This is a genomic window from Shinella sp. JR1-6, from assembly GCF_004284735.1.
Lineage (GTDB): Bacteria > Pseudomonadota > Alphaproteobacteria > Rhizobiales > Rhizobiaceae > Shinella.
In genome coordinates, this window is the sequence record NZ_SHMI01000006.1 from 165173 (window position 1) to 187854 (window position 22682).

Annotated in this window: 22 protein-coding genes and 1 other RNA gene; 5 read left to right on the forward strand and 18 right to left on the reverse strand. The window is 64.8% G+C overall.

The features are described from left to right. Positions 1-6 precede the first annotated feature (6 nt). The 8 genes from EXZ48_RS13110 to rimP form a co-directional block, all read right to left on the reverse strand. On the reverse strand, positions 7-336 hold the full coding sequence (locus tag EXZ48_RS13110) for an SH3 domain-containing protein (protein ID WP_082342311.1): 330 nt from the start codon (positions 334-336) through the stop codon (positions 7-9). 43 nt (positions 337-379) lie between these two features. Next, positions 380-2116: a sensor histidine kinase gene (locus EXZ48_RS13115; RefSeq protein ID WP_245290108.1), complete on the reverse strand. Its 1737-nt coding sequence runs from the start codon at positions 2114-2116 to the stop codon at positions 380-382. 144 nt (positions 2117-2260) lie between these two features. Next, on the reverse strand, positions 2261-3196 hold the full coding sequence (gene truB / locus EXZ48_RS13120) for a tRNA pseudouridine(55) synthase TruB (protein ID WP_050742547.1): 936 nt from the start codon (positions 3194-3196) through the stop codon (positions 2261-2263). Between the two features lie 12 nt (positions 3197-3208). Next, complete coding sequence (rbfA, locus tag EXZ48_RS13125; RefSeq protein ID WP_023513549.1) at positions 3209-3619, reverse strand: 30S ribosome-binding factor RbfA; 411 nt, start codon at positions 3617-3619, stop codon at positions 3209-3211. A gap of 72 nt (positions 3620-3691) precedes the next feature. Beyond that, on the reverse strand, positions 3692-6352 hold the full coding sequence (gene infB / locus EXZ48_RS13130; protein WP_024270003.1) for a translation initiation factor IF-2: 2661 nt from the start codon (positions 6350-6352) through the stop codon (positions 3692-3694). Between the two features lie 104 nt (positions 6353-6456). After that, a complete protein-coding gene (locus EXZ48_RS13135) occupies positions 6457-7113 on the reverse strand; it encodes an RNA-binding protein (RefSeq protein ID WP_023512370.1) in 657 nt (218 codons plus the stop codon). Between the two features lie 75 nt (positions 7114-7188). Beyond that, positions 7189-8787: a transcription termination factor NusA gene (gene nusA / locus EXZ48_RS13140; protein ID WP_023512371.1), complete on the reverse strand. Its 1599-nt coding sequence runs from the start codon at positions 8785-8787 to the stop codon at positions 7189-7191. A gap of 133 nt (positions 8788-8920) precedes the next feature. Further along, complete coding sequence (rimP, locus tag EXZ48_RS13145; RefSeq protein ID WP_050742549.1) at positions 8921-9532, reverse strand: ribosome maturation factor RimP; 612 nt, start codon at positions 9530-9532, stop codon at positions 8921-8923. Positions 9533-9789: 257 nt separating this feature from the next. On the opposite strand from rimP, the gene EXZ48_RS13150 reads away from it, so the two are divergent. Further along, positions 9790-11418: an MFS transporter gene (locus EXZ48_RS13150; RefSeq protein ID WP_023512373.1), complete on the forward strand. Its 1629-nt coding sequence runs from the start codon at positions 9790-9792 to the stop codon at positions 11416-11418. Between the two features lie 57 nt (positions 11419-11475). Here EXZ48_RS13150 and EXZ48_RS13155 read toward each other — a convergent pair whose 3' ends face one another. Further along, complete coding sequence (locus EXZ48_RS13155; RefSeq protein ID WP_130516354.1) at positions 11476-12732, reverse strand: lytic murein transglycosylase; 1257 nt, start codon at positions 12730-12732, stop codon at positions 11476-11478. A gap of 9 nt (positions 12733-12741) precedes the next feature. After that, complete coding sequence (recR, locus tag EXZ48_RS13160; protein WP_023512375.1) at positions 12742-13347, reverse strand: recombination mediator RecR; 606 nt, start codon at positions 13345-13347, stop codon at positions 12742-12744. 60 nt (positions 13348-13407) lie between these two features. Here recR and EXZ48_RS13165 point away from each other — a divergent pair, with 60 nt between their 5' ends. Beyond that, positions 13408-14019, forward strand: a complete 612-nt coding sequence (locus EXZ48_RS13165; protein WP_130516594.1) for an MOSC domain-containing protein — start codon at positions 13408-13410, stop codon at positions 14017-14019. Here EXZ48_RS13165 and EXZ48_RS13170 read toward each other — a convergent pair whose 3' ends face one another. The 4 genes from EXZ48_RS13170 to ffs all read right to left on the reverse strand — a co-directional run bounded on the left by EXZ48_RS13170 (position 14020) and on the right by ffs (position 17107). Further along, entirely contained in the window at positions 14020-14631 is a 612-nt protein-coding gene (locus EXZ48_RS13170; protein WP_023512377.1) for a LysE family translocator, read from the reverse strand. It abuts the gene before it with no gap. A gap of 34 nt (positions 14632-14665) precedes the next feature. Continuing rightward, positions 14666-14989 carry a YbaB/EbfC family nucleoid-associated protein gene (locus EXZ48_RS13175; RefSeq protein WP_023512378.1) on the reverse strand — a complete coding sequence of 108 codons (324 nt, stop codon included), beginning with the start codon at positions 14987-14989 and terminating at the stop codon, positions 14666-14668. 76 nt (positions 14990-15065) lie between these two features. After that, positions 15066-16949: a DNA polymerase III subunit gamma/tau gene (locus tag EXZ48_RS13180; protein ID WP_130516356.1), complete on the reverse strand. Its 1884-nt coding sequence runs from the start codon at positions 16947-16949 to the stop codon at positions 15066-15068. 60 nt (positions 16950-17009) lie between these two features. Further along, positions 17010-17107, reverse strand: an RNA gene (gene ffs / locus EXZ48_RS13185) — signal recognition particle sRNA small type. A gap of 71 nt (positions 17108-17178) precedes the next feature. Here ffs and EXZ48_RS13190 point away from each other — a divergent pair. Both EXZ48_RS13190 and nudC read left to right on the forward strand, forming a co-directional pair. Then, the gene (locus EXZ48_RS13190) at positions 17179-17634 is read left to right on the forward strand and encodes an HIT domain-containing protein (protein ID WP_024270005.1); all 456 of its coding nucleotides are present in this window, start codon (positions 17179-17181) and stop codon (positions 17632-17634) included. Beyond that, a complete protein-coding gene (gene nudC, locus EXZ48_RS13195; RefSeq protein ID WP_050742553.1) occupies positions 17631-18605 on the forward strand; it encodes an NAD(+) diphosphatase in 975 nt (324 codons plus the stop codon). The genes EXZ48_RS13190 and nudC overlap by 4 nt, the downstream gene beginning before the upstream one ends. 4 nt (positions 18606-18609) lie before the next feature. Here nudC and EXZ48_RS13200 read toward each other — a convergent pair whose 3' ends face one another. The 3 genes from EXZ48_RS13200 to EXZ48_RS13210 all read right to left on the reverse strand — a co-directional run bounded on the left by EXZ48_RS13200 (position 18610) and on the right by EXZ48_RS13210 (position 20566). After that, positions 18610-18876: a hypothetical protein gene (locus EXZ48_RS13200; RefSeq protein ID WP_245462043.1), complete on the reverse strand. Its 267-nt coding sequence runs from the start codon at positions 18874-18876 to the stop codon at positions 18610-18612. A 70-nt stretch (positions 18877-18946) separates the two neighbouring features. Next, entirely contained in the window at positions 18947-19798 is an 852-nt protein-coding gene (locus EXZ48_RS13205) for a prephenate dehydratase (RefSeq protein ID WP_023517208.1), read from the reverse strand. Between the two features lie 12 nt (positions 19799-19810). Beyond that, the gene (locus EXZ48_RS13210; protein WP_050742555.1) at positions 19811-20566 is read right to left on the reverse strand and encodes a 3-deoxy-manno-octulosonate cytidylyltransferase; all 756 of its coding nucleotides are present in this window, start codon (positions 20564-20566) and stop codon (positions 19811-19813) included. Between the two features lie 151 nt (positions 20567-20717). Here EXZ48_RS13210 and EXZ48_RS13215 point away from each other — a divergent pair, with 151 nt between their 5' ends. Then, on the forward strand, positions 20718-21470 hold the full coding sequence (locus EXZ48_RS13215) for a cytochrome c family protein (RefSeq protein WP_023515735.1): 753 nt from the start codon (positions 20718-20720) through the stop codon (positions 21468-21470). 71 nt (positions 21471-21541) lie between these two features. On the opposite strand, the gene EXZ48_RS13220 is transcribed toward EXZ48_RS13215, so the two are convergent. Continuing rightward, the gene (locus tag EXZ48_RS13220) at positions 21542-22486 is read right to left on the reverse strand and encodes an AEC family transporter (RefSeq protein WP_050742556.1); all 945 of its coding nucleotides are present in this window, start codon (positions 22484-22486) and stop codon (positions 21542-21544) included. Positions 22487-22682: the final 196 nt, after the last annotated feature.

Genomic DNA, 22682 nt, shown 5'->3' on the forward strand with positions numbered 1-22682 from the left:
CGCCTCTCAGCGCTGCTCGGCCGGTTGACTGGGTGCGGCCTCGCGTGCGTCGCCGGGCTGCTTGCATTCGATATAGGCGCCGAACACCCAGCCGAGCCGTTCGCCTTGCCGCGCGACGAAAAGCCAGTGCTTAGCACCGATCTTCATCTCGTCGACGATCTCGACCTGCGTACCGTTGACAAGCGTCGTCAGGATCGCACCGTTCGGAGCCGAGCGCACATTGAGCGGCGTGCCGGTCGGGTCGTCGACCGAGCACTGACCATAGGCGGCGAAGGCCGGAGAAGCCGAAAGGGCAAGGAACGCCGCGACGGCGCCTCCGTGCAGGAATGACGTCATGAAAAACACCTGTGGTCGATGTGTCTGAAAAGGACAGGGTTCCTCATTGCGCTGCACCCTGCTGCTGGTGAACGTCCTCGTCACGCAGCCGCGCAAGCGGGATCCTCACCCGCCATTCGATACCGTCGTCATGCACGGCGAAATCGAGCTTCGCATCGAGCGCCATGCCGAGCATGCGCTCCAGCACGACGCTGCCGAAACCCTTGCGGCTTGCGGCAATGGCGTCCTTGTCGATCGCCGCCTGGCTCTCGCGCCAGACGAGGTTCAGGTCCTCGCCGCTCGCTACCCAGCTCAGCGACACGATCCCCGTTTCGTTGGCGAGCGCACCATACTTCGTGGCATTGGTCGACAGTTCGTGCAGGGCCATGCCCAGCGTCTGCGAGGCCTGAGGATCGAGGAGCACGGCGGGGCCGGTGATGCACACACGCTCCGCATCCGCAGGCGTGAAAGGCTTCAGCTGATTTTTCGCCAGTTCCATCAGGTTCACGCCCTGTGTGGCATTGGCGATCATCAGGTCTGTCGAGCGGGCAAGACCGGCCACGCGCTTGCGGAACGTTTCGGCGAAATCGCTGGCATTTTCCGCGCTCGCCGCCGACTGGTTGAGCATCGCCTGGATAACGGTGAGCTGGTTCTTGGAGCGGTGCGCCACCTCCCGCATCAGGAAGCGCACCTCGTTTTCCGATTTCACCCGTGCATCCGCAGCCTCGGCAAGCGCGCGGGAGACGGTCTCCAACTCGGAAATGGCATAGGGGCGCGGAGCGACCCGCTCTCCCTGGCCGAGCCGGCGCGCGTCATGCGCGAGCAGCCGCACGTCGCGCGACAGTACGCGGGCGATGCCGACGGCGCTGATGGCGGCGAGTGCGGCAAAGACAGCCCCGCCGATCGTCAGCCAGAGGAAGGAAGAGACGGCGGGCGCCTGCACATCCGACGACTTCGCCCAGGCGATCATGCGCCAGCCGGCAAGCGAGGAGAATTCAGTGACGACCTGATAGTCCACACCGTCCCCCTTCATGGTGCTGACGCCGAGGCGCAGCGACGGCACGACACGCAGGAAGAAGGGTTGGCCGGTTTTCTGTTTCTCATCGGTCGATGCGATGACTGTGCCGGCGGAATCCAGCACCGCCGCATTCCAGCCGGGCGAAAGCACATCCGGATTGACAGCGCGCCGCAGCGCATCGGCATTCTTTGTCAGCGTCAGCAGGACCGGCTCACCATTGGCAAGCCGCACCGGCATATAGACGTTGAACACCCATTGCTGCGCGGTGCGGCCGAAGAACAGGTCGGAAACCATACGCTCGCCCCGCGACAGCGCCAGGCGTGCCGAAACCGGCTCCGAGGCGACATTGAGCGGCATGCCGTAGGGAACGCGCGTGTTGAGGCGCTGCTTCATCGCCTGATCGATGACGAGGAAATAGATGTCCGTACCCTGCAGCGTCTTGCTTGCCTGGGCATGCAGGGTGGCATAATCGCCCTTCGGCAGACTTTCCGACGTGGACAGGAAATTGAGCGTCGAGAACATGCCCGTGATTTCACGCTCGACGGCGCGATTGACGGCGCTTGTCGAAGTGCGCAGCAGCGATTCGAAGATGCGCTCCTGCGCCTCGGTGGTGCGCTTCAGCACGACGATGGAGAACAGGAAGGCGGGAATGACGACGACGAGGATGAGGCAGACGAGATAGAATGCGACGGGATGGTGCATACGCCGGCGGCTTTCGGCAGGGCCAGCGCCCTCCACCGTATCCTCGGCGGATACCGTTCTGTCAGTCGGCGCAATCGTCAACGGCCAGCCCTTTCACCCCTCGCCCGCAGGCAGCCGGAACGGCAAAGCACCGCCCGGCCCGCCCTCGAACGAACCTCGCCGGCCCATAAAGCCTATAGCTTGTGGTGAAATCAAGTCGGCGGCGATTGGTTCCGCCGACCTTGTTCAGCCGCCGAAGACGCGCTTCGGCCGGAACTCGCCGCCACCGATCTCGCCGATCGCGACCAGCTTGCCACGGGCCGTGGCATAGGCTTCATCGGCAGAAACCGGGGCATCCCGGCCACGCAGGATGATCGGATTGCCCATACGCAGGCGGTGCGCCTGGTCGTCGTTGATGACGATCTGCGGCAGGCTGGAAAGCGCTTCGCCCGTGTCGATCAGGAAAGCATCGAGGGCCGCCAGCCGTTCGGCCTCGTCGGCGATCTCCTCGAGTGCCGTCAGGTCGGCGAGCGGCACCATGCTGTCCTCGCCGAAAGGCGCGACGAAGGTGCGGCGCAAGGCCGAGATATGACCGAAGCAGCCGAGCTGGCGGCCAAAATCACGGGCGAGCGCACGCACGTAGGTGCCCTTGCCGCATTCCACCTCGAATTCGGCCGTGTTCTCATCCGGGCAGCCGATCAGCGTCAGGCGGTGGATCTCCACCTCGCGCGAGGGGATTTCGACAATCTCGCCTTCGCGGGCAAGATCGTAGGCGCGTTCGCCCGCGATCTTGATCGCGGAGAACTGCGGCGGGATCTGCTGGATGACGCCGGTATACTCGCCGAGGATCGCCCGGATCGCCTCGGCGGCAGGCCGCTTTTCGGAACTCTGCGTTACCTCGCCCTCAAGGTCATCCGTCGTGCGTTCTTCGCCCCAGGTCACCGTGAATTCGTAGATCTTGCGGCCGTCCATCACATAGGGCACGGTCTTGGTCGCATCGCCGAGCGCGATCGGCAGCATGCCGGAGGCCAGCGGATCGAGCGTACCGGCATGGCCAGCCTTCTGCGCCTTGAGCAGCCATTTGATCTTGGCGACGGCTTCGGTGGAGCCGAAATCGAACGGCTTATCGAGGATGAGCCAGCCGGAAACCGGCCGGCCCTTGGGTTTGCGGGGTCTGGACATATTCTACCTGGATTACTTGTCGTCGTCGCCGTCTTCGGCCGAAAGATCGCGAGCGACTTCCGGCGAACGCAGGAGATCGTCGATCTTCTTGTAGTTGTCGAAGCTCGTATCGTCACGGAAACGAACGTCCGGCATGTACTTCATCTGGCGAAGCTGCGGGCCGAGGCGGCCGCGAATGAACTTCGAATTGCGGTTCAGCGCGTCGATCACCGCCTCATGGTCCTTCACGCCGAGCGGCGTGACATAGGCCGTCGCGTGCTTGAGATCGGGCGACATGCGCACTTCCGAAATCGAGATCACGGTCTTTTCGAGAAGCGGGTCGCGCACTTCGCCGCGCTGGAGGACCTGGGTGATCGCCGCGCGCACCTGCTCGCCTACGCGCAGCATGCGTTGCGACGGCGCCGAGGATGTTGCTCTGGTCATGGTCGTCACCTTCAAAAAAATGCGAGCGCCGAAACGGTTCGGCGCTCGCACGATGGTCTATTCGCCGGACGCTTACAGCGTGCGGGTGATGTGCTCCACGCGGAAGCACTCGATCGTGTCGCCGGCGCGGATGTCTTCGTAGTTCTCGAAGGCCATGCCGCACTCCTGGCCCATCGGCACTTCGGCGACTTCATCCTTGAAGCGCTTGAGCGTCTTGAGCTTGCCTTCGTGGATGACGACGTTGTCGCGCACCAGACGGACACCGGCGCCACGCTCGACCTTGCCTTCGATGACGCGGCAACCCGCGACCTTGCCGACCTTCGTGATGTTGAACACCTCGAGGATTTCGGCATTGCCGAGGAAGGTTTCGCGACGTTCCGGCGAAAGCAGGCCCGACATCGCTGCCTTCACGTCATCCACCAGATCGTAGATGATGTTGTAGTAGCGGATTTCGAGACCGGCCCGCTCGGCAGCCGTACGAGCCTGTGCATTGGCACGGACGTTGAAGCCGATGATGGCGGCGTTCGAAGCTTCGGCAAGCGAGATATCGGATTCCGTGATGCCACCGGCACCGGAATGAACGATACGGGCGCGGACTTCGTCCGTGCCGAGCTTTTCCAGCGCGCCGGCAATGGCTTCGATCGAGCCCTGCACGTCACCCTTGATGAGCAGCGGGAACTCCTTGAGGCCGGTGTTCTGCAGCTGGCTCATCATCTGCTCGAGCGAGCCACGCGAACCGGCCTGGCGTGCCACCTGCTTTTCGCGGGCGAGGCGCTGGCGGTATTCCGAGATCTCGCGGGCGCGGGCTTCGTTCTCGACCACGGCGAACTTGTCGCCGGCAGCCGGGGTACCCGAAAGGCCGAGCACTTCGACCGGCATGGACGGGCCGGCTTCCTTGACGTGTTCGCCCTTGTCGTTGACGAGGGCGCGTACGCGGCCCCACTGGTCGCCGGCAACGACGATCTGGCCCGGGCGCAGCGTGCCGGTCTGCACGAGAACGGTGGCAACGGCGCCGCGACCACGATCGAGCTGGGCTTCGACGACGACGCCCTCTGCCGTGCGGTTCGGGTTCGCCTTGAGGTCGAGGATTTCGGCCTGCAGCAGGACGGCCTCGAGCAGCTTGTCCAGGTTCAGCCGGTTCTTGGCCGAAACTTCCACATCGAGCGTTTCACCGCCCATGGATTCGACAAAGACCTCGTGCTGGAGGAGCTGGTTGCGCACCTTCTGCGGATCGGCTTCGTGCTTGTCGATCTTGTTGATCGCCACGATGATCGGAACACCCGCCGCCTTGGCGTGATTGATGGACTCAATCGTCTGCGGCATCACGCTGTCGTCGGCCGCGACCACGAGGATCGCAATGTCCGTCGCCTGCGCACCACGGGCACGCATGGCGGTGAACGCCGCGTGACCGGGGGTGTCGATGAAGGTGATCTTATGGCCGTTGTGCTCGACCTGGTAGGCGCCGATATGCTGCGTGATGCCGCCGGCTTCGCCAGCAACCACGTTTGCATGCCGGATGGCGTCGAGCAGCGAGGTCTTGCCGTGGTCGACGTGGCCCATGATGGTCACGATCGGCGGGCGCGATTCCAGATCGCCAGCATCGTCGGAAACGTTGAAGATGCCTTCTTCGACGTCGGATTCCGAAACGCGCTTGACGGTGTGGCCGAATTCGCCGGCGATGATTTCAGCAAGGTCGGCGTCGATCAGATCGCCGGGCTTCATCATCTGCCCTTCCTTCATCAGGTACTTGATGACGTCGACGGCACGTTCGGACATGCGCTGCGACAGTTCCTGAATGGTGATCGTCTCCGGCAGGATGACTTCGCGCATGACCTTTTCGCGCGTCTCCTGCATCATGGAGCGCTTGAACTTCTCCTGGCGGCGGCGCATGGCCGAGAGCGAGCGACCGCGCTGTGCGCCATCCTCGTCGCTCGATGCCGTCGTCAGCGTCAACTTGCCCTGGCGACGGCCGTCATCGGCCTTCGGGCGGGCCGGAGCCTTGGCCGGTTCCGGGCGCTTGACGGCGCCGCGGTTGACAGGCGCGCCACCGCGCGGGCGCTTGTCGCCTTCATCTTCGGCTTCATGGCGGCCACGACCGGCAACCGGCGTGGAAGCCGGAGCGGGCGTGCGGCCGGGCTGTGGGCGGGCTTCGGCAGCCGCCGGAGCGGGCCTTGCGACCGGCTGCGCGACGACCTCTTCCACGACGGGTGCGGGTGCGGCGGCCTCAGCGGCACGGCGCTCGGCTTCTTCCTTCTCGCGGACGAGGCGTGCTTCTTCCTCCGCAACGCGGCGGGCTTCGTCCTCAACCTTGCGACGGGCTTCGTCCTCGGCGCGCTGGCGGGCTTCGGCGGCGTCGCGGATCTGCGCTTCTGCAAGCGCGCGGCGACGGGCCTCGACTTCGTCAGGCGAAAGCTGGTTCAGCACAACGCCGCGCGGACGGTTCTGTTCGACCGGGCGGGAGGGCTGCTGGTGTACGGGGCGCGAAGGCTGCGGCGCGGGACGCGTCTGCTGCGGCTCCGGCTGGCGCTGCACGGGCGCGACGGGCGTCGATGCCTGGCGCTCTTCACCCGGGCGGCTGAAGTGGCGCTTCGTGCGGGTCTCGACCACGACGGCCTTGGTGCGGCCACGACCCATGTCCTGGCGCACGGTTCCCTGCTGAACCCCCGAGGGCTTCAGGCTAAGGGTCTTCTTGCCAGCCACATTGATCGTCTTGTCGTCTTCGTTGTCGGTCATTCCGTTCCGTTCCTAAGATCAGAGCCGGATGCGTATCACCTGGCCCTGTCGTTCAAATGTGTTCATCCAATGCGATTTCGGCCGGCCGAATGCCGGTAACCGCGTCATTGGTTTGTCTGGCGAGCGCCACCCTGTGCCATCATTTGGCTGTCGCCCCGGTATTTCTCGAGCATGATTGCGCGCTTCACTACACCCTCACCCGCCTGCCCTGCAAGCGCTGCGGCATGGATAAAAGCATTACTTCCCAAAAGGCCCTCCAATTCGCTCTCCGAAAAGAGCTTGAAGGAGGGTATTTCCGTTTCGTCGTCCGTCAGAAAGCTTGCAGCCTTCCGCGCCTGGTCTATTTTCCGCACACCATCGGCCGCCGCGTCCGTCGCATGGAAGACGGCAAGAGCAGCCAATGCGCGCACCGCCTGGTCGACCTTCGAGGAGCCGGTGATGAACTGGCCCGCCTTGCGCGCCATGTTCATCATGCCGCCGAGCTGGGCGGCGATAAGCCGGTCCACCTCGGCGCCGAGTTCCGGCCCGGCCTTGGCTTCCGTCTTCAGCGCACGCCCGAAAAGCTTCCTGGCGACCGCCTTGTCGACAATCGCCCGTTCCGCCTTCACCCAGCATCCGCGCCCGGGAAGTTGACGCTTCAGGTCCGGCACGACGCTGCCGTCGGGACCTGCAACGAAGCGGATCAGGTCGTCCGCCTCGCCCTTTTCGCGCGTCACGATGCACATGCGGTCGTTCACGCCATCCTCGTCCTTCTTGCCCATATAGGTTTCCGTTTCCGTCAACGCAAACCGCTGTGCAAGTCAGCGGGCGACATGTCCAACTCTGGAGGACGCCGATCAGGCGTCCTGTTCGCCGCCCTCGACGACCGGCTCTTCCTTGGCGAGATCCTCTTCCGTGATCCAGCCGGCCGCGAGGCGCGCCTGGACGATCATGGCTTCGGCTTCGGCGCGCGAGAGTTCGAACTTCGAGAACAGACCCTCGAACTTCTTCGTCTCGCCATCCTTGCGTTCCGACCAGCCGACGAGGTCGTCGGCAGCGCAGCCGGCGAAGTCTTCCATGGTCTTGATACCGTCCTCGCCGAGCGCGACGAGCATCTGGCCCGTCATGCCGTCGATCTGGCGCAGGTCATCGGAAACGCCGAGTTCCTTGCGCTTGGCGTCCATCTCGGCCTCGATGCGGTCGAGATATTCGCGGGCGCGGGTCTGGATTTCCTGGGCCGTGTCCTCGTCGAAACCGTCGATCGAAGCGATTTCGTCGAGATCGACGTAGGCCAGTTCCTCGACGGCGGCAAAGCCTTCGGAAGCCAGAACCTGGCCGACCATCTCGTCGACGTCGAGCGAATCCATGAACAGGTTGGTGCGTTCGTTGAATTCCTTCTGGCGGCGCTCGGACTCCTCGGCTTCCGTCAGGATGTCGATGTCCCAGCCGGTCAGCTGCGAGGCGAGGCGGACGTTCTGACCGCGACGGCCGATGGCGAGCGAGAGCTGCTCATCCGGCACGACCACTTCGATACGCTCGGCATCCTCGTCGAGAACCACCTTGGCGACTTCCGCCGGCTGCAGGGCGTTGACGATGAAGGAGGCCGGATCCTGCGACCACGGAATGATGTCGATCTTCTCGCCCTGCAGTTCGCCGACGACGGCCTGAACGCGCGAGCCGCGCATACCGACGCAGGCGCCGACCGGGTCGATCGACGAATCGTTCGAGATGACGGCGATCTTGGCGCGCGAGCCCGGGTCACGGGCGACGGACTTGATCTGGATGACACCGTCGTAGATCTCGGGCACTTCCATGGTGAAGAGCTTCACCATGAACTGCGGATGGGTACGCGACAGGAAAATCTGCGGGCCGCGCTGCTCGCGGCGCACGTCGTAGACGAAGGCGCGGACGCGGTCGCCGTAGCGCATGTTCTCGCGCGGGATCATCTCATCGCGGCGGATGATGCCTTCGCCGCGGCCGAGGTCGACGATGACGTTGCCGTATTCGACACGCTTGACCGTGCCGTTGACGATCTCGCCGATGCGGTCCTTGTATTCGTCGTACTGGCGGTCACGCTCGGCTTCGCGCACCTTCTGCACGATGACCTGCTTGGCCGACTGGGCGGCGATGCGGCCGAAATCCATCGGCGGCAGCGGATCGGCGATGAAATCGCCGAGCTTGGCGTCCGGGTTGCGGTCGCGCGCCAGTTCCAGCGGGATCTGGGTCGAATAGTCCTCGGCGTGCTCGACGACTTCCAGCAGGCGCTGGAGGCGGATTTCGCCGGTCTTGGAATTGATGTCGGCGCGGATGTTCGATTCCGTGCCGTAACGCGAGCGGGCTGCCTTCTGGATGGCGTCGGCCATCGCGGCAAGCACGATCTCGCGGTCGATGACCTTTTCACGGGCCACGGCATCCGCAATCTGCAGAAGCTCAAGCCGGTTCGCACTGACTGCCATTGTCTCAGGTCTCCATGGTCAGGCCGGGGCCTTGGCCTCCGGCATCGTGGAGCGGCGCACCGCTCCGGTTCCGTCCTCTCCATCCCGCCCGCAAGGAGGGCAAACACCCCCGGGACGGAACGTACTCACAAACTCAATCGTCGCCGTCTTCGTCGTTCTGGTTCGCAGCCTGCGCGGCCTTGGCCTTCTTGTCGGCCGCCAGCGCATCACGAATCAGGTCGTCGGTCAGGATCAGCCGGCCCTCGGCAAGCGCCGTGAAGGGAATGACGACCGTCGGTTCGTCGCCGGCGGCGGGCTGGTCCCGCTCCAGGGTGAAGCCGTTCTCGTCAGCCGCGACGATCTTGCCGCGAAAGCGCTTGCGGCTGTCGACGAGGATCGACGTCTCGCATTTCAGCAGATGGCCGAGCCAACGCGAAAAATCCGACTTGCGGACCATCGGCCGGTCGATGCCGGGCGACGAGACCTCCAGATGATACGCCTTGTCGATCGGATCCTCAACGTCGAGCACGGGCGAGACGGCCATCGAGACCCTCTCGCAATCCTCTACCGTCATCGTGCCGTCCGGCCGCTCGCACATGATCTGCAGCGTCGCGCCGTTCTGCGCCGAGAGGCGTACGCGCACCAGCTGGTAACCGATCTGCTCGATGGTCGGCTCGATGATGTCGGCGACGCGCCGGTCGAGACCGGTCTCGACGATCAGCCGCGGCTCGATGACCGCATTTCCTGTTTCACTCGTGTCGGACATGACATGCCCTCCCGGGATAGTCGTTATCATGCACTCGATCGGGGCAATAAAAAAGAGCGGGTCCTCGCGGGCCCACTCTTCATCTGACGATCAAGAATTTGCGGCTGATATAGACCGTGTTTGTCACAATTGCAAGGTCGGCCGGCCTGCTTGCCTGTGGGCGGCCTGATCGCACAGCTTTTGCCGCCACCGGCTTGCCCCTTTTGTCCTATGGACTAGATTGTCGACAACGCTGCATCGAGAATGAGTGCCTGCCCGTGCCAGACCGGAGATCCTCCCTCGCCCCTTTCAGGAACGAAACCTTTCGGGTGATCTGGGCGGCGAGCCTGATCTCCAATTTCGGCGGGCTCATCCAATCCGTGGGCGCAGCCTGGATGATGGCCTCGATCACCTCCTCGGCCAACATGGTGGCGCTGGTACAGGCCTCGACCTCGCTGCCGATCATGCTGTTCTCCGTCGCCGCCGGGGCGCTTGCCGACAATTTCGACCGGCGCAAGCTGATGCTGACGGCCCAGTGTTTCATGCTCGCCGTCGCGATCGGCCTGACGCTCTGTACGTGGTACGGCGTTATCACACCCTGGCTGCTCTTGACTTTCACTTTCCTGCTCGGCTGTGGCACGGCGCTCAACAATCCGGCCTGGCAGGCCTCCGTCGGCGACATGGTGCCGCGCGAGGACCTTCCCGCCGCCGTCTCGCTCAACAGCATGGGCTTCAACCTCACCCGCAGCGTCGGCCCGGCCATCGGCGGCGCGATTGTCGCTGCAGCGGGAGCGGCGGCAGCCTTCGCCGCCAATGCGCTCAGCTATTTCGCCCTTCTCTATGCCCTCTTCCGCTGGAAGCCGAACATCTCGCCGAGCGGCCTGCCGCGTGAGGATTTCGGTCGCGCCATCTCGGCGGGCCTGCGCTACGTCTCCATGTCGCCGAACCTCGGCAAGGTGCTGCTGCGCGGCTTCGCTTTTGGCCTTGCGACGAGTTCCATCCTCTCGCTCCTGCCCTTGATCGCCCGCGACCTCGTTTCGGGCGGACCGCTGACCTACGGCATCCTGCTCGGCTGTTTCGGGCTGGGCGCGATCGGCGGCGCCCTGATGAACGCGCGAGTGCGCGAGCGCCTGACGACGGAGACCATCGCCCGCCTTGCCTTTACCGGCTTTGCCGTCAGCGCCAGCGTTTCGGCAGTCAGTTCCTCCGCGCTTTTGACCGGGGCCGTGCTGCTGATCGCCGGCGCCTCCTGGGTCATGGCGCTCTCGCTCTTCAACACGACGGTGCAACTTTCGACGCCGCGTTGGGTCGTCGCCCGGGCACTCTCGCTCTATCAGACGACCACCTTCGGCGGCATAGCCGCCGGGAGCTGGATCTGGGGCACAACGGCCGACACCCACGGCGCCGAAGCCGCACTCCTCGCCTCGGCTGTGGTAATGATCGCCGGCGCGGCGCTCGGCCTTCGCTTCAAGCTCCCCGAATTGCAGAGTCTCAATGTCGACCCGCTCAACCGCTTCAGCGAGCCGGACCTGCCACTCGACCTGAAACCGCGCAGCGGCCCGATTGTCGTCCTGATCGACTACGAGATCGCGGAAGATGACATACCGGAATTCCTGGAGGCGATGACCGAGCGGCGGCGCATCCGCATCCGCGACGGCGCCGGCCAGTGGGCGCTGATGCGCGATCTCGAGAACCCGACGATCTGGACGGAGACCTACCATGTGCCGACCTGGGTGGAATATGTGCGCCACAACCAGCGCCGCACCCATGCCGATGCCGCCAACGGCGAGAAGCTGCGCCTGCTGCACAGCGGCGCTGAACCGCCCCGGGTCCACCGCATGATCGAGCGGCAGACGATCGTGCCGCATGAGTATGAGCGCTTCAAACGGCAGGCGGATATCCATTGACGCCAAGCACCATCCCGTTCGAACGGAACGGGATCAGCCTCGGCCCTCCTCACGGATTTACCGCAGTTTCGCCTTGAGCGAGGCATCCGGATAGCAGGTGGCTGTCAGGCCGCTCTTGGCCTGCCAGTCGCCGAGCGAGCGGCGGGTCTTGTAGCCCGGCAGGCCGTCGACCTTGCCGACATCGTAGCCCTTGGCGACAAGCGCCTTCTGCATGGCGAGCACATCCGAGCGCAACATCTTGCCGACATCGCCCCACGCCCCCTTGAACGACCCGCTGCCATAGGCGATGCGGTCACCAAGATTGCCGATGAAAAGGGCGTAGAGGTCGGAGTTGTTGTATTCCTTGAGCACGTAGAAATTCGGCGTGACGATGAATTCCGGACCGTGCGTTCCGGCCGGAACCAGCATCATGCCGGACGCCTTGGCCTCACCGGAAGGAAAACCCTTGCCGGAAATGCGGGTAATGCCGCTCGATGCCCAGGCGGAGATGGGCTTTGCCAGATCCGGTCCCTCCTGCGCGCAGGAAACGCCCGCCGGGATCGAGACCTCGTAGCCCCAGCCGCGCCCCGCCTGCCAGCCCTTCTTGGCGAGGTAGTTGGCGATCGATGCAAGGCTGTCGGGCACCGAACCCCAGATGTCGCGCACGCCGTCACCGTCGAAATCGACGGCATATTGCAGGAAGCTGGTCGGCATGAACTGTGGCTGGCCGAGCGCGCCGGCCCAGGAGCCCTTGAGCTGATCGACGGTCCGGTCGCCGCCATCGACGATATGCAGCGCCGCGATCAGCTCCTTGCGGAACATGTCCTTGCGCGTCGACATGAAGGCCTTTGTGGCGAGCACCTCCACGGCAGAATAAGGGATCTTCGCGCTGCCGAAGCCGGATTCCCGGCCCCAGACGGCAACGACGATCTCGCCCGGCACGCCGAAGCGCTGCTCGATCCTGCGCAGGGTCGCCGCATGGGTCTTGGCAAGTCGGCTGCCCGTTCCCGCCAGCCCCTGCAGGCGCTTTTCGGAGAAATAGGCGCCGGGTGAAGAGAACTCCGCCTGGCTCTGCGCCTGCTCCTTCTTCGGCTTGGAGCCGGGCGGCACGAGGTCGGGCAGATCCCAGTTGAGCGCCACGCCCTGCATCGCCGCGCGAAACGTCCTTTCGCTGACGCCGGTCTTCTGCGCCGCCGGCCAGAGGTCGTTGTCGATCCAGGCGCGAAACATCTTCTCGACCTCCGCCTTGGAGGCAGCCTCGGCGGGTGCCAGAAGGCCAAGCGAGATCAGCGCGGCGCCGAGGACGCCCTTGATGGTTTTGCGGATGATCGGCATGAAGCCTCCTCAGATCGCCGTGCGGGCGCGCAAGGCGGCCGTCAAGGTTCCTTCGTCGAGATAATCGAGCTCGCCGCCGACCGGCACGCCATGGGCGAGCCGGGTGATCTTTACCTCGAGGCCGGAGAGCTGGTCGGTGATGTAATGCGCCGTCGTCTGCCCCTCGACGGTGGCGTTCACGGCGATGATCAGCTCGCGCACGCCGCCCTTCGCCACGCGATCAACGAGGCCGCGGATGTTGAGGTCGTCAGGCCCCACGCCGTCGAGCGGCGAGAGCGTGCCGCCGAGCACATGGTACGCCGCGTTCATCGCGCCGGCGCGCTCCAGCGCCCAGAGGTCGGACACGTCCTCGACGACGATGATGACCGCATGGTCGCGCCGCACATCCGTGCAGACGGTGCAGGGGTCGCTCGTATCGACATTCCCGCAGCACGAGCAGATGCGCACCTTACGGTGCGCCTCGCCCATCGCGTCGGCAAGCGGGCCGAGCAGCTGGTCCTTCTTCTTGACGAGATGCAGCGCGGCGCGGCGCGCCGAGCGCGGCCCGAGGCCCGGCACCTTCGCCAGAAGCTGGATGAGTTTTTCGATTTCGGGGCCAGTGACTCGTTTTGCCATTGCCGGTATCTAGCTCATATCCGGGGGAAACGGAATCCACCTTGCTGGAGGCAGCGTTTGATCAGAATTCTCGCCGTTTGCACGGGTCTTGCCCGTCCGCTTCCGGGCAAAAGCTACAAGACGGGCATTTTCAAGACACCGACCGATGCGGCTGTCGTCGTCGATCGCGAGGGGTTGCTGGGCGACACGATCTGCGACCGGAAACACCATGGCGGGCCGGAACAGGCGGTCTACGGCCTCGGCGGGATCGACCTTGCCTGGTGGTCGAAGGAACTCGGCCACACGCTGGAACCGGGAACCTTCGGCGAGAACCTCGTCATCGAAGGCCTCGACAGCCGCAGCGTCTCGGTCGGCGACCGGATCGAGACGGAGAGCGTGCTCCTCGAAGTGACATCCACCCGCATTCCCTGCAACACGCTGACCGCCCGCATGGGCGATCCGGCCTTCGCGAAACGCTTCATGCAGGCCGGTCGGTCGGGTTTTTACTGCCGCGTGCTGCAGGACGGCGTGATCCAGGCCGGCGACGCCGCAACCTACACGCCCTTCGACGGCGAGCCTGTGACCATGCCGGAGCTGCTGCGCACCTACGGCAAGAACGTCTCCGAAGAAGACCGGCTGCGCTATCTCGCCGCGCCGATCAACGACAAGCTGCGCGCGGCCCTCACCGGGTGATCAGCGGGTGGCGATGGCCGCCGCGGCACCGGCCATGGTGCCAGCGCTGAGACGGTTGGCGATGCGCACGGCGCGCGGGCTCTTCAGGAACAGACGGGCGCGCGAGGCGAGGAAGACCCACGCAAGGTCGATCGCGACGAGCACGACGAACATGGTGACGACCAGCTCAGCCCAGCCGACGAGGGTGACGGCGCCGAGATCGATGATCGCCGGCAGGAGCGCGACGTAGAACATCATGATCTTCGGATTGCCGAGCGTCACGGTCAGGCCGGCGAAGAACAGCTTTACACCCGAGCGCGCCTCCGGCAGGGCACTGTCGCCGGTTTCCGTCGGCGCGAACCACATCTTCCAGGCGAGATAGAGCAGGTAGGCGACGCCCAGCCACTTGATGGCGACGAAGGCGGCATGAAAGGTCTCGGCGATCGCGGCGAGCCCCAGCACGGCGCAGGTGAGCCAGATGCCCTCGCCGATCCACATGGCGGCGAGGAAGGGCAGCACATCCCTTGCCCCGCGCGACAGCACGCGGGCGACCAGCGCCGCAATGCTCGGGCCGGGCGAACCGGCCGCCATCATCAGCGCGCCGGCAAAGACAAGCAGGGTCATCAGGCTCATCGGGTTCCTCCTCGAAAAACCCGAGCCTACAGGATCAGAACGGCAGTTTGAAGCCGGGCGGGATCGGCAGGCCGGCGGTCAGCGCCTTGGTCTTTTCGGCAGCCTGCGCCTCGGCCTTGTCCTTGGCGTCCTTGTGGGCCGCAACGATCAGGTCCTCGAGGATCTCCACGTCGTCTTCCTTGAAGAGCGAAGGATCGATTTTCAGACCCTTGAGATTGCCCTTGCCGTCAAGCGTGACAGAGACGAGGCCGCCGCCGGAGGTGCCGTTCACCTCGAGGGCGGCGATCTCCTCCTGCATCTTCTCCATCTTGGCCTGCATTTCCTTGACCTTGCCCATCATGCCCATGATGTCGCGCATCGGTCTCTCCTCTTTCTGAATGGATGTTGGAACGTTTGTTTTCGCGCAATTCCGCTCCGCATCTCGGCCGGAACTGCTAGTGTTCGATATCGTCGCCGGGCAGGATGTCGCCCTCGGCGGATTCCGCGACGGCCGCAGCCTCCACGGTTTCCGGCTCGTCTTCCGTTTCCTGAACCTTGATGCGCACGTCCATGATCTTGGCGCCCGGAAAGCGCTGCAGGATGGCAGCCACATCGGGGTCCTGGCGCGCATCGGCGACGCGGGCCTCCTGCGCCATCGTCTCGGCCTCGGCCAAGGTCGGCCCGCCCGGTTCGCGCGACAGGATCACCATCCAGCGGATGCCGGTCCATTCCTGCAGCCGGCTCGACAGGTCGTTGACGAGCGATTTCGGCGCATCGTTGGCAAGGCCGATCTCCAGACGCCCGGCCTCGACGCTGACCGGCCGTACGAAGGCGCGCACGAGGGCACGCAGGCGGATGTCGCGGTTCTTCGTGCAGAGCTCGGCAATATCGGCGACCGACTTCACCGGCACCTTCGGTTCGGCTGTCGGCTGCGCGGCCGGGGCAGTCTCGATACGGCCAACCGGCAGGGATGCGGGCTCGGCCTGCGGCACGGGTCGCAGCATCGTCACCGTCCCGCCACCCGACTGGACGCGCTGGACCGGGGCTTCGGGTGTGCGCGCGACGGCGGAAAGCGCGGTTTGCGCCGTCGGCTGGCCGCCATTGCCGCCATATTGCAGCGCGCGGCTACCATTGCCACTACCCTCGCCGCCCGACAGCTCCGCGAGGCGGCGGGCCGCCTCTTCCGGCGAAGGCAGGTTGGCGGCGTGGGCGAGGCGGATGATGACCATCTCGGCGGCGCCCGCCGGACGGCTGGAGGCCTCCGTCTCCGGAATGCCCTTCAGGAGCATCTGCCACATGCGCGACAGCGCGGTGACCGCGATGGAATTGGCGAACTCGACGCCGCGCACGCACTCGACCTCGCTCAGCGACTGGTCGCCGGCAGCATCGGGCACATATTTCATGCGGGTGACGAGATGGGTGAAATCGGCCAGGTCCGTCAGCACGACGGGCGGGCTGGCACCGGCCTCGTATTGCGCGGAAAATTCGGCGAGCGCGGCTGCGGCATCGCCCTTCACGACATGTTCAAAGAGGTCGACGATGCGCGCGCGGTCGGCAAGACCGAGCATGCCGCGCACGGCGTTCACCTCGACGCGACCGCCGCCATGGGCGATCGCCTGGTCGAGCAGCGACAGGCCGTCACGGGCCGAACCTTCGGCGGAGCGGGCGATCATGGCGAGCGCATCCGGCTCGAATTCCACGCCTTCCTTGCCCAGGATGGTGGTGAAGAGGCCGACGAGATCGGAGGCGCCGATCCGGCGCAGGTCGAAACGCTGGCAGCGCGACAGGACGGTGATCGGGACCTTGCGGATCTCCGTCGTGGCGAAGATGAACTTGACGTGCTCCGGCGGCTCCTCGAGCGTCTTCAACAGGCCGTTGAAGGCCTGCGTCGAGAGCATGTGCACTTCGTCGATGATGTAGACTTTATAACGTGCCGAAACCGGACGATAGCGCACCTGCTCGATGATCTCTCTGATATCGTCGATGCCGGTGTGGGAGGCGGCGTCCATCTCGATGACGTCGACATGCCGGCCCTCCATGATGGCCTGGCAATGCTCGCCGGGCACGCGAAGGTCGATCGTCGGGCGGTCGATTTCGGCTGTCTTGTAATTCAGCGCGCGGGCGAGAATGCGGGCGGTCGTCGTCTTGCCGACGCCGCGAACGCCGGTCAGCATGTAGGCCTGCGCGATACGACCGGTCTCGAACGCGTTGGTCAGCGTGCGGACCATCGGTTCCTGGCCGACCATCAGGTCGGAGAAATCCTTCGGGCGGTATTTTCGCGCGAGAACCCGGTAGGCTGCGGGTTTTTCGCTGGACGGATTGGGGGTTACGTCGCTCATAGACCCTGCCGCTAATCGAACTCTCAGTCCCGACAGGACGGCCAGGATCAGGACGGTAAGGTGGGAGGCTGGCACGATGACCCGTGCCGGGGCTCGTTAGGGCTGCTTCCTTCCGGACCTGACCCGGTTGGCGAGTGGCTCGTCCACCACCAACCTCCCGACCCCCATATCGGCAATATTCCATCCGAATGCAAGCGCGGCTGATAAAAAACTGTTGGAGGGAATTTGGATGCCGTGGCATGACTCTAGGAAACAGGCATGCCGGGAGAACCCCTTGAGCGACTTTCAACTCGACGAACGGATCGTACGCGACAGCGATCTTCTCACCAAGATCGGCCTTTGCGAGCTGCGCCTGATGAAAGACAGCCGCTGGCCCTGGCTGATGCTGGTGCCGCAGCGGCCCGGCGCCAGCGAGATTTTCGACCTGACGCCCCTCGACCAGACCATGCTGACCTTCGAGACGACGCTTGTCGCCGAAGCACTGAAGACGGTGACGGGAGCGACGAAGATCAATGTCGCCGCGCTCGGCAACATCGTCCGCCAGCTGCATGTTCATGTCATCGCACGCAGCGAGGGGGATGCGAACTGGCCCGGCCCCGTCTGGGGCTTCGGCACCGCCGAACCGCGCACGGCCGACGAAACCAAGGCCTTCTCGGCCAAAATCCTGGACGCGCTGACACCATGAAGCCATCGCTCTTCGATCTCTACCGCCCGCACCCCGAACCCAGCACCATGGTGGCGTTCGCGGAGAACAGCCTCGACCGCCAGTCGGAGCACCGCGCGCCGGACTGCCTGGAACAGGCCTTCAAGGCGGAGACTGTGCATGCCTTCGCGATCGCCGGGGGAAAACTCGTCGTCAAACACGACGAGAAGATCATCGACCCGCTGTTTGCGCCCTACGAGCTCGCCGAGCTCGGCCCCGTGCCGGAGGAAGCCATCCTGCTCGGCTACCTGAAGAACGGCGAGCCACGGCTGGCGATCCCCGTCGGAGCCGATCCCGAGACCCTGCAGGAGCCGCTGAAGGCGGCGGACGGGCGCACGCTCTACCGCCAGCAGATGCTCGACGACGACCTGCTCGGACAGTTCGCCCAGGCCTCCAGCCTGATGACCTGGAACGGCAACAACCGTTTCTGCGGCAAGTGCGGCGCGCCGACCCGCTCGGAGATCGGCGGCTACCGCCGCGTCTGCGAGGCCTGCAGCCACACGATCTTTCCGCGCACCGATCCGGTCGCGATCATGCTGGTCATCGACATCGAGCGGGATCTCTGCCTGCTCGGTCGTTCACCGCATTTCCCCGAGGGCATGTATTCCTGCCTCGCGGGTTTCCTCGAGCCCGGCGAAACGATCGAGCATACGGTGCGCCGCGAGACGCTGGAGGAATCCGGTATCAAGGTGGGGCGCGTGCGCTACCATGCCTCGCAGCCCTGGCCTATGCCGCATTCACTGATGATCGGCTGCTACGGCGAGGCGATTTCCTTCGACATCCGCCGCGATGAGCAGGAGCTGGAGGATTGCCGCTGGTTCACCCGCGAGGAGACGGCGGCGATGATCGCGCGCAGTGCCACGTCCGGGGTTGCGCCCGGCACCACCACTCCGCCGCCCAAGGGTGCCATCGCGCACCGCCTGATGCGCGACTGGCTGGACTGGACGGTCTGAACCGTCAGCGCCAACCGGGATGCGGCCGGTCGCCGGGGTGTTCGCGCAGCCGTACGCGCGGTGCCAGAAGACGGGCGATGACGGGGCTTATGACAACGGTGAGGGCGATCCAGGCCGGCAGCGGGTATTTGGCCTGTGCATCGAGTGACGGTATCGCCAGAATGGCAACGGCGCCAACGCCGAAGACGACGGCATTCACCATCGACGAGACGAGGATCGTTATGTGGTAATCGTGCGCATGAGCATCTCCTTTCTCGGAAAGGGCCGCCACCTGCGGCCCGTTCCCTTTGGAAATGCCCCTGCAACGGGCCGGTTCCGGCCCGTCTGACGATCGTCAAGTCTCAGAACGCACTGCGCATCGGATGGGCGCGATAGGTGCCGAGGATGCGGACCTTTTCAGAAAAGAAGCGAAGCTCCTCCAGCGCCCGGCGCACCGGCAGATCGTCCGGGTGGCCTTCGATATCGGCATAGAACTGCGTGGCGTAGAACTTGCCGCCGATCTGGTAGCTTTCCAGCTTCGTCATGTTGATGCCATTCGTCGCGAAACCGCCGAGCGCCTTGTAGAGCGCAGCCGGGATGTTGCGCACATTGAAGACGAAAGTGGTGACGATGATCTCGTCTCCATCCCGCTCCACCGGCGCCGTCTCGCGCGACAGCACGACGAAGCGGGTGACGTTGCTTTCCGTATCCTCGACATTCTCCGCGACGATGGAGAGGCCGTAGAGATCGGCCGCAAGGCGCGGGGCGAGTGCAGCCATGGTGCGGTCGCCGGTTTCCGAGACGAGCTTGGCCGCGCCCGCCGTATCACCCGCGATCACCGGCTTCCAGCCGTTGAGGCGGACGATCTTGCGGCACTGGCCGAGTGCGTGGATATGGCTGTGCACCGTGCGGATCTCGTCCTTCGCCACACCCGGCAACACCATGAGCTGGAAGCGGATCGGCATGAAATATTCGCCGATGATATGCAGCCGCGATTCCGGCAGCAGGTGATGGATGTCGGCGACTCGGCCGGCGATCGTGTTCTCGATCGGAATCATCCCGAGGTCGGCGTCACCGTTCTCGATGGCCAGGAACGCGTCCTCGAAGGTCTGGCAGGGCAGCGGCTCCATGTTCGGGAACATATCGCGGCTGGCCATGTCGGAATTGGCGCCAAACTCGCCCTGGAAGGCGATCCTGTTGGTCTTCATGATCATGGCGGGGTCCGGTCAGAGAGGGGTGGCCGCGAGCATGGCGCGGGCCTTTTCGAGGTCGGCCGGAGTATCGACACCCAGCGGAACGGTGTCAACGATCTCGGCATCGATGCGCATACCCGCTTCGAGGGCGCGCAACTGCTCCAGCGATTCCCGCTTTTCGAGCGTCGAGGGCTTCAGCGCGACGAAGGCTTCCAGCGCCTTGCGACGGTAGGCGTAGAGGCCGATATGGTGGTAGAGCGGACCCTTGCCGTGCGGCGCCGTCGCGCGCGTGAAATAAAGAGCGCGCAGGCGACTGTCGCTGAGCGGCGAGCCGACGACCTTCACGACATTCGGATTGGTCTTTTCTTCTTCGTCGCGAATCTCGGTGGTCAGGGTGGCGATGTCGGTCGCGGCATTTTCCAGCGGGCGAAGGGCGGCGCGGATCGTCTCCGGATCGATCGTCGGCAGGTCGCCCTGCACGTTGATGATGATTTCGGCCCGTCCCTCGGGATCGCTCTTGGTCAGCGCCTCATGGATGCGGTCGGAACCGGACTGGTGGTCGACACGGGTCATCACGGCCTCGAAGCCGGCGGCCACCACCGCGTCAAAGATATCCTGGTGATCGACGGCAACGACGATCCGTCCGACATTGGCCTCGGCCGCGCGGCGCGCAACCTGCACGATCATCGGCAGGCCCGCAATGTCGGCGAGCGGCTTGCCCGGAAGCCTAGTCGAGGCCATGCGCGCGGGAATGAGAACGAGGGTCTTGTCAAAATTGGCGGAATTCATCTGCAGCCCTTCAAAACCCCCGGGAAAAGTGTCAAAAAGTCTCAGTGCGGGGGCTACAATCACTGTTGCAACGAAGCAGCAAAAGACATAGGTTCCGCGCGATTTCAAGACTGGCCGGCGTGTGTCCGCCGGTTCCTAGGGGAGCGTTTGGATGAACTCTTATGTGAACATGGGCGTAGGTGCCCTGCTCGGCACCGTTTTCGTACTGATGTCCGTGTCGATCGCTTCTGAAGGCATTTTCCATTCGGGCGCTCCCGAGAAGGAAGGCTTCGCGATCGTGGCAGAGGAAACCGGCGGCGAGGCAGCCGGCGGCGGCGAAGCTGCTGCAGTCGTTCCGATCGCCACGCTGCTCGCGACCGCCGACGCGGCAGCCGGCGAAACCGTCTTCAAGAAATGTGCGAGCTGTCACACCACGGAGAAGGGCGGACCGAACAAGGTCGGACCCGGTCTCTGGGACATCGTGAACCGCCCGGTCGCCTCGCATGAGGGCTTCAGCTACTCTGCCGGCATGACCACCTTCTCCGAAGGCCACAAGATCGTCTGGGACTACGACCACCTCAGCTTCTTCCTGGAGGCGCCGAAGAAGCACGTTCCCGGCACCGCCATGGGCTTTGCCGGCCTGAAGAAGAACGACGAACGCGCCAACCTGATCGCCTATCTGCGCACGCTCTCCGACAACCCGGCTCCGCTGCCGACCGCTTCCAGCGAAGGTGCGGATGCAGGCGCGGCGGCTCCGGCAGACGGTGCGACGGCAACCGAAGGCGCAGCTCCTGCTGATGGCGCTGCCACCACGACGGAAGGCGCAGCACCCGCAGAAGGCGGCGCAACGACGACCGAGGGCGCAGCCCCGGCAGAAGGCGGCACCGCAACGCAGGGCACCACCACGGAACAGCCGGCTCAGTAAGACGCCAGCGCACAAGACGAAAAACCCGGCCATCGCGCCGGGTTTTTTATTGCCGCCACAAGGAAACAGCCTCACCCCAGGAGCCAGGCCCAGAAGGAAACCGTGAAGACGCCGAGCGCCGTCGTCATTGTTATCGTCGATGAGGCAAGCGCGTGACCGACGCCGAAATGGTTGGCGAGCAGCCACGCATTGATGCCCGTCGGCACCGAGGAGCACAGCACCATTGCCGCCGTCCATTCCGGGCTGAGGCCGAGCAGCCGGCAGGCGACATAGACCGAGCCCGGCAGCAGCACGAGCTTGAGGCTGGTCATCGCAAGCGCGATGCCGGCATTGCCGCCGACCTTGTACTTGTTGAGCGCCATGCCGATCGAGATCAGCGCTGCCGGCGCCGCCGCCCCCGCCAGCTGGTCGACCACCACCTTGACGGGCCCGGCCAGTGGCACGCCCCCGGTATGGAACAGCGCTCCGGCGACGAGGCCTATCACCAGCGGATTGCGCACCAGGCTCTTGCCGATACCGAGAAGGAGCGTGCCGATACTCTGCGGCTCGCGCGTGCCGTCCTTGCGCTCTGCCCGCTCCATCAGGATCGTGCCAGCGATCATCATGACCGGCAGGTGTACGGAAAGCAGCACCGAGATCGCCACCAGCCCCTCCTCACCGACGATGCGCGAGACCAGCGGCAAGCCGATGAAGACCGTGTTGGCGAAGGCGGAGGAAACGCCGGCAAGCACGCCGATCCGGCGGTCGCGCCTGAAGCCGAGCGTGGCGACGAGATGCGCGACCGTCCAGGTGAAGGCAACACCGGCGAAATAGCCGATCCAGATGCGCAGGGGCGACTCGCCGGCGAAATCGGCCTCCGCGATGGTGCGGAACAAGAGGACGGGCACGGCGACCCGGAAGACGAACTCTCCCAGCCCCTCCCCCAGCGCCTCGCGCAGGTAACCGGTGCGCACGAGCAGCCAGCCGATGAAAATCAGCGCGAAGATGGGCAGAACATTGAGGGCGACGTCGGACATGAAACCGTCCCGGGGAGCAGGGAAAAATTGGCAGGACGAGTACCCTGCAGGCCTCATGGGTATGGCAAAGCCCGGGGAGGGTCCAGCGCGAAAGGGCAGCGCGCAAATGAAAAAAGCGAGGGTTATCCCCCCGCTTCCTCATCCCGGCCTGGCCGGGGAAGTGTTTCACACGGGGTGCCAGTACATCCGTGGTCAC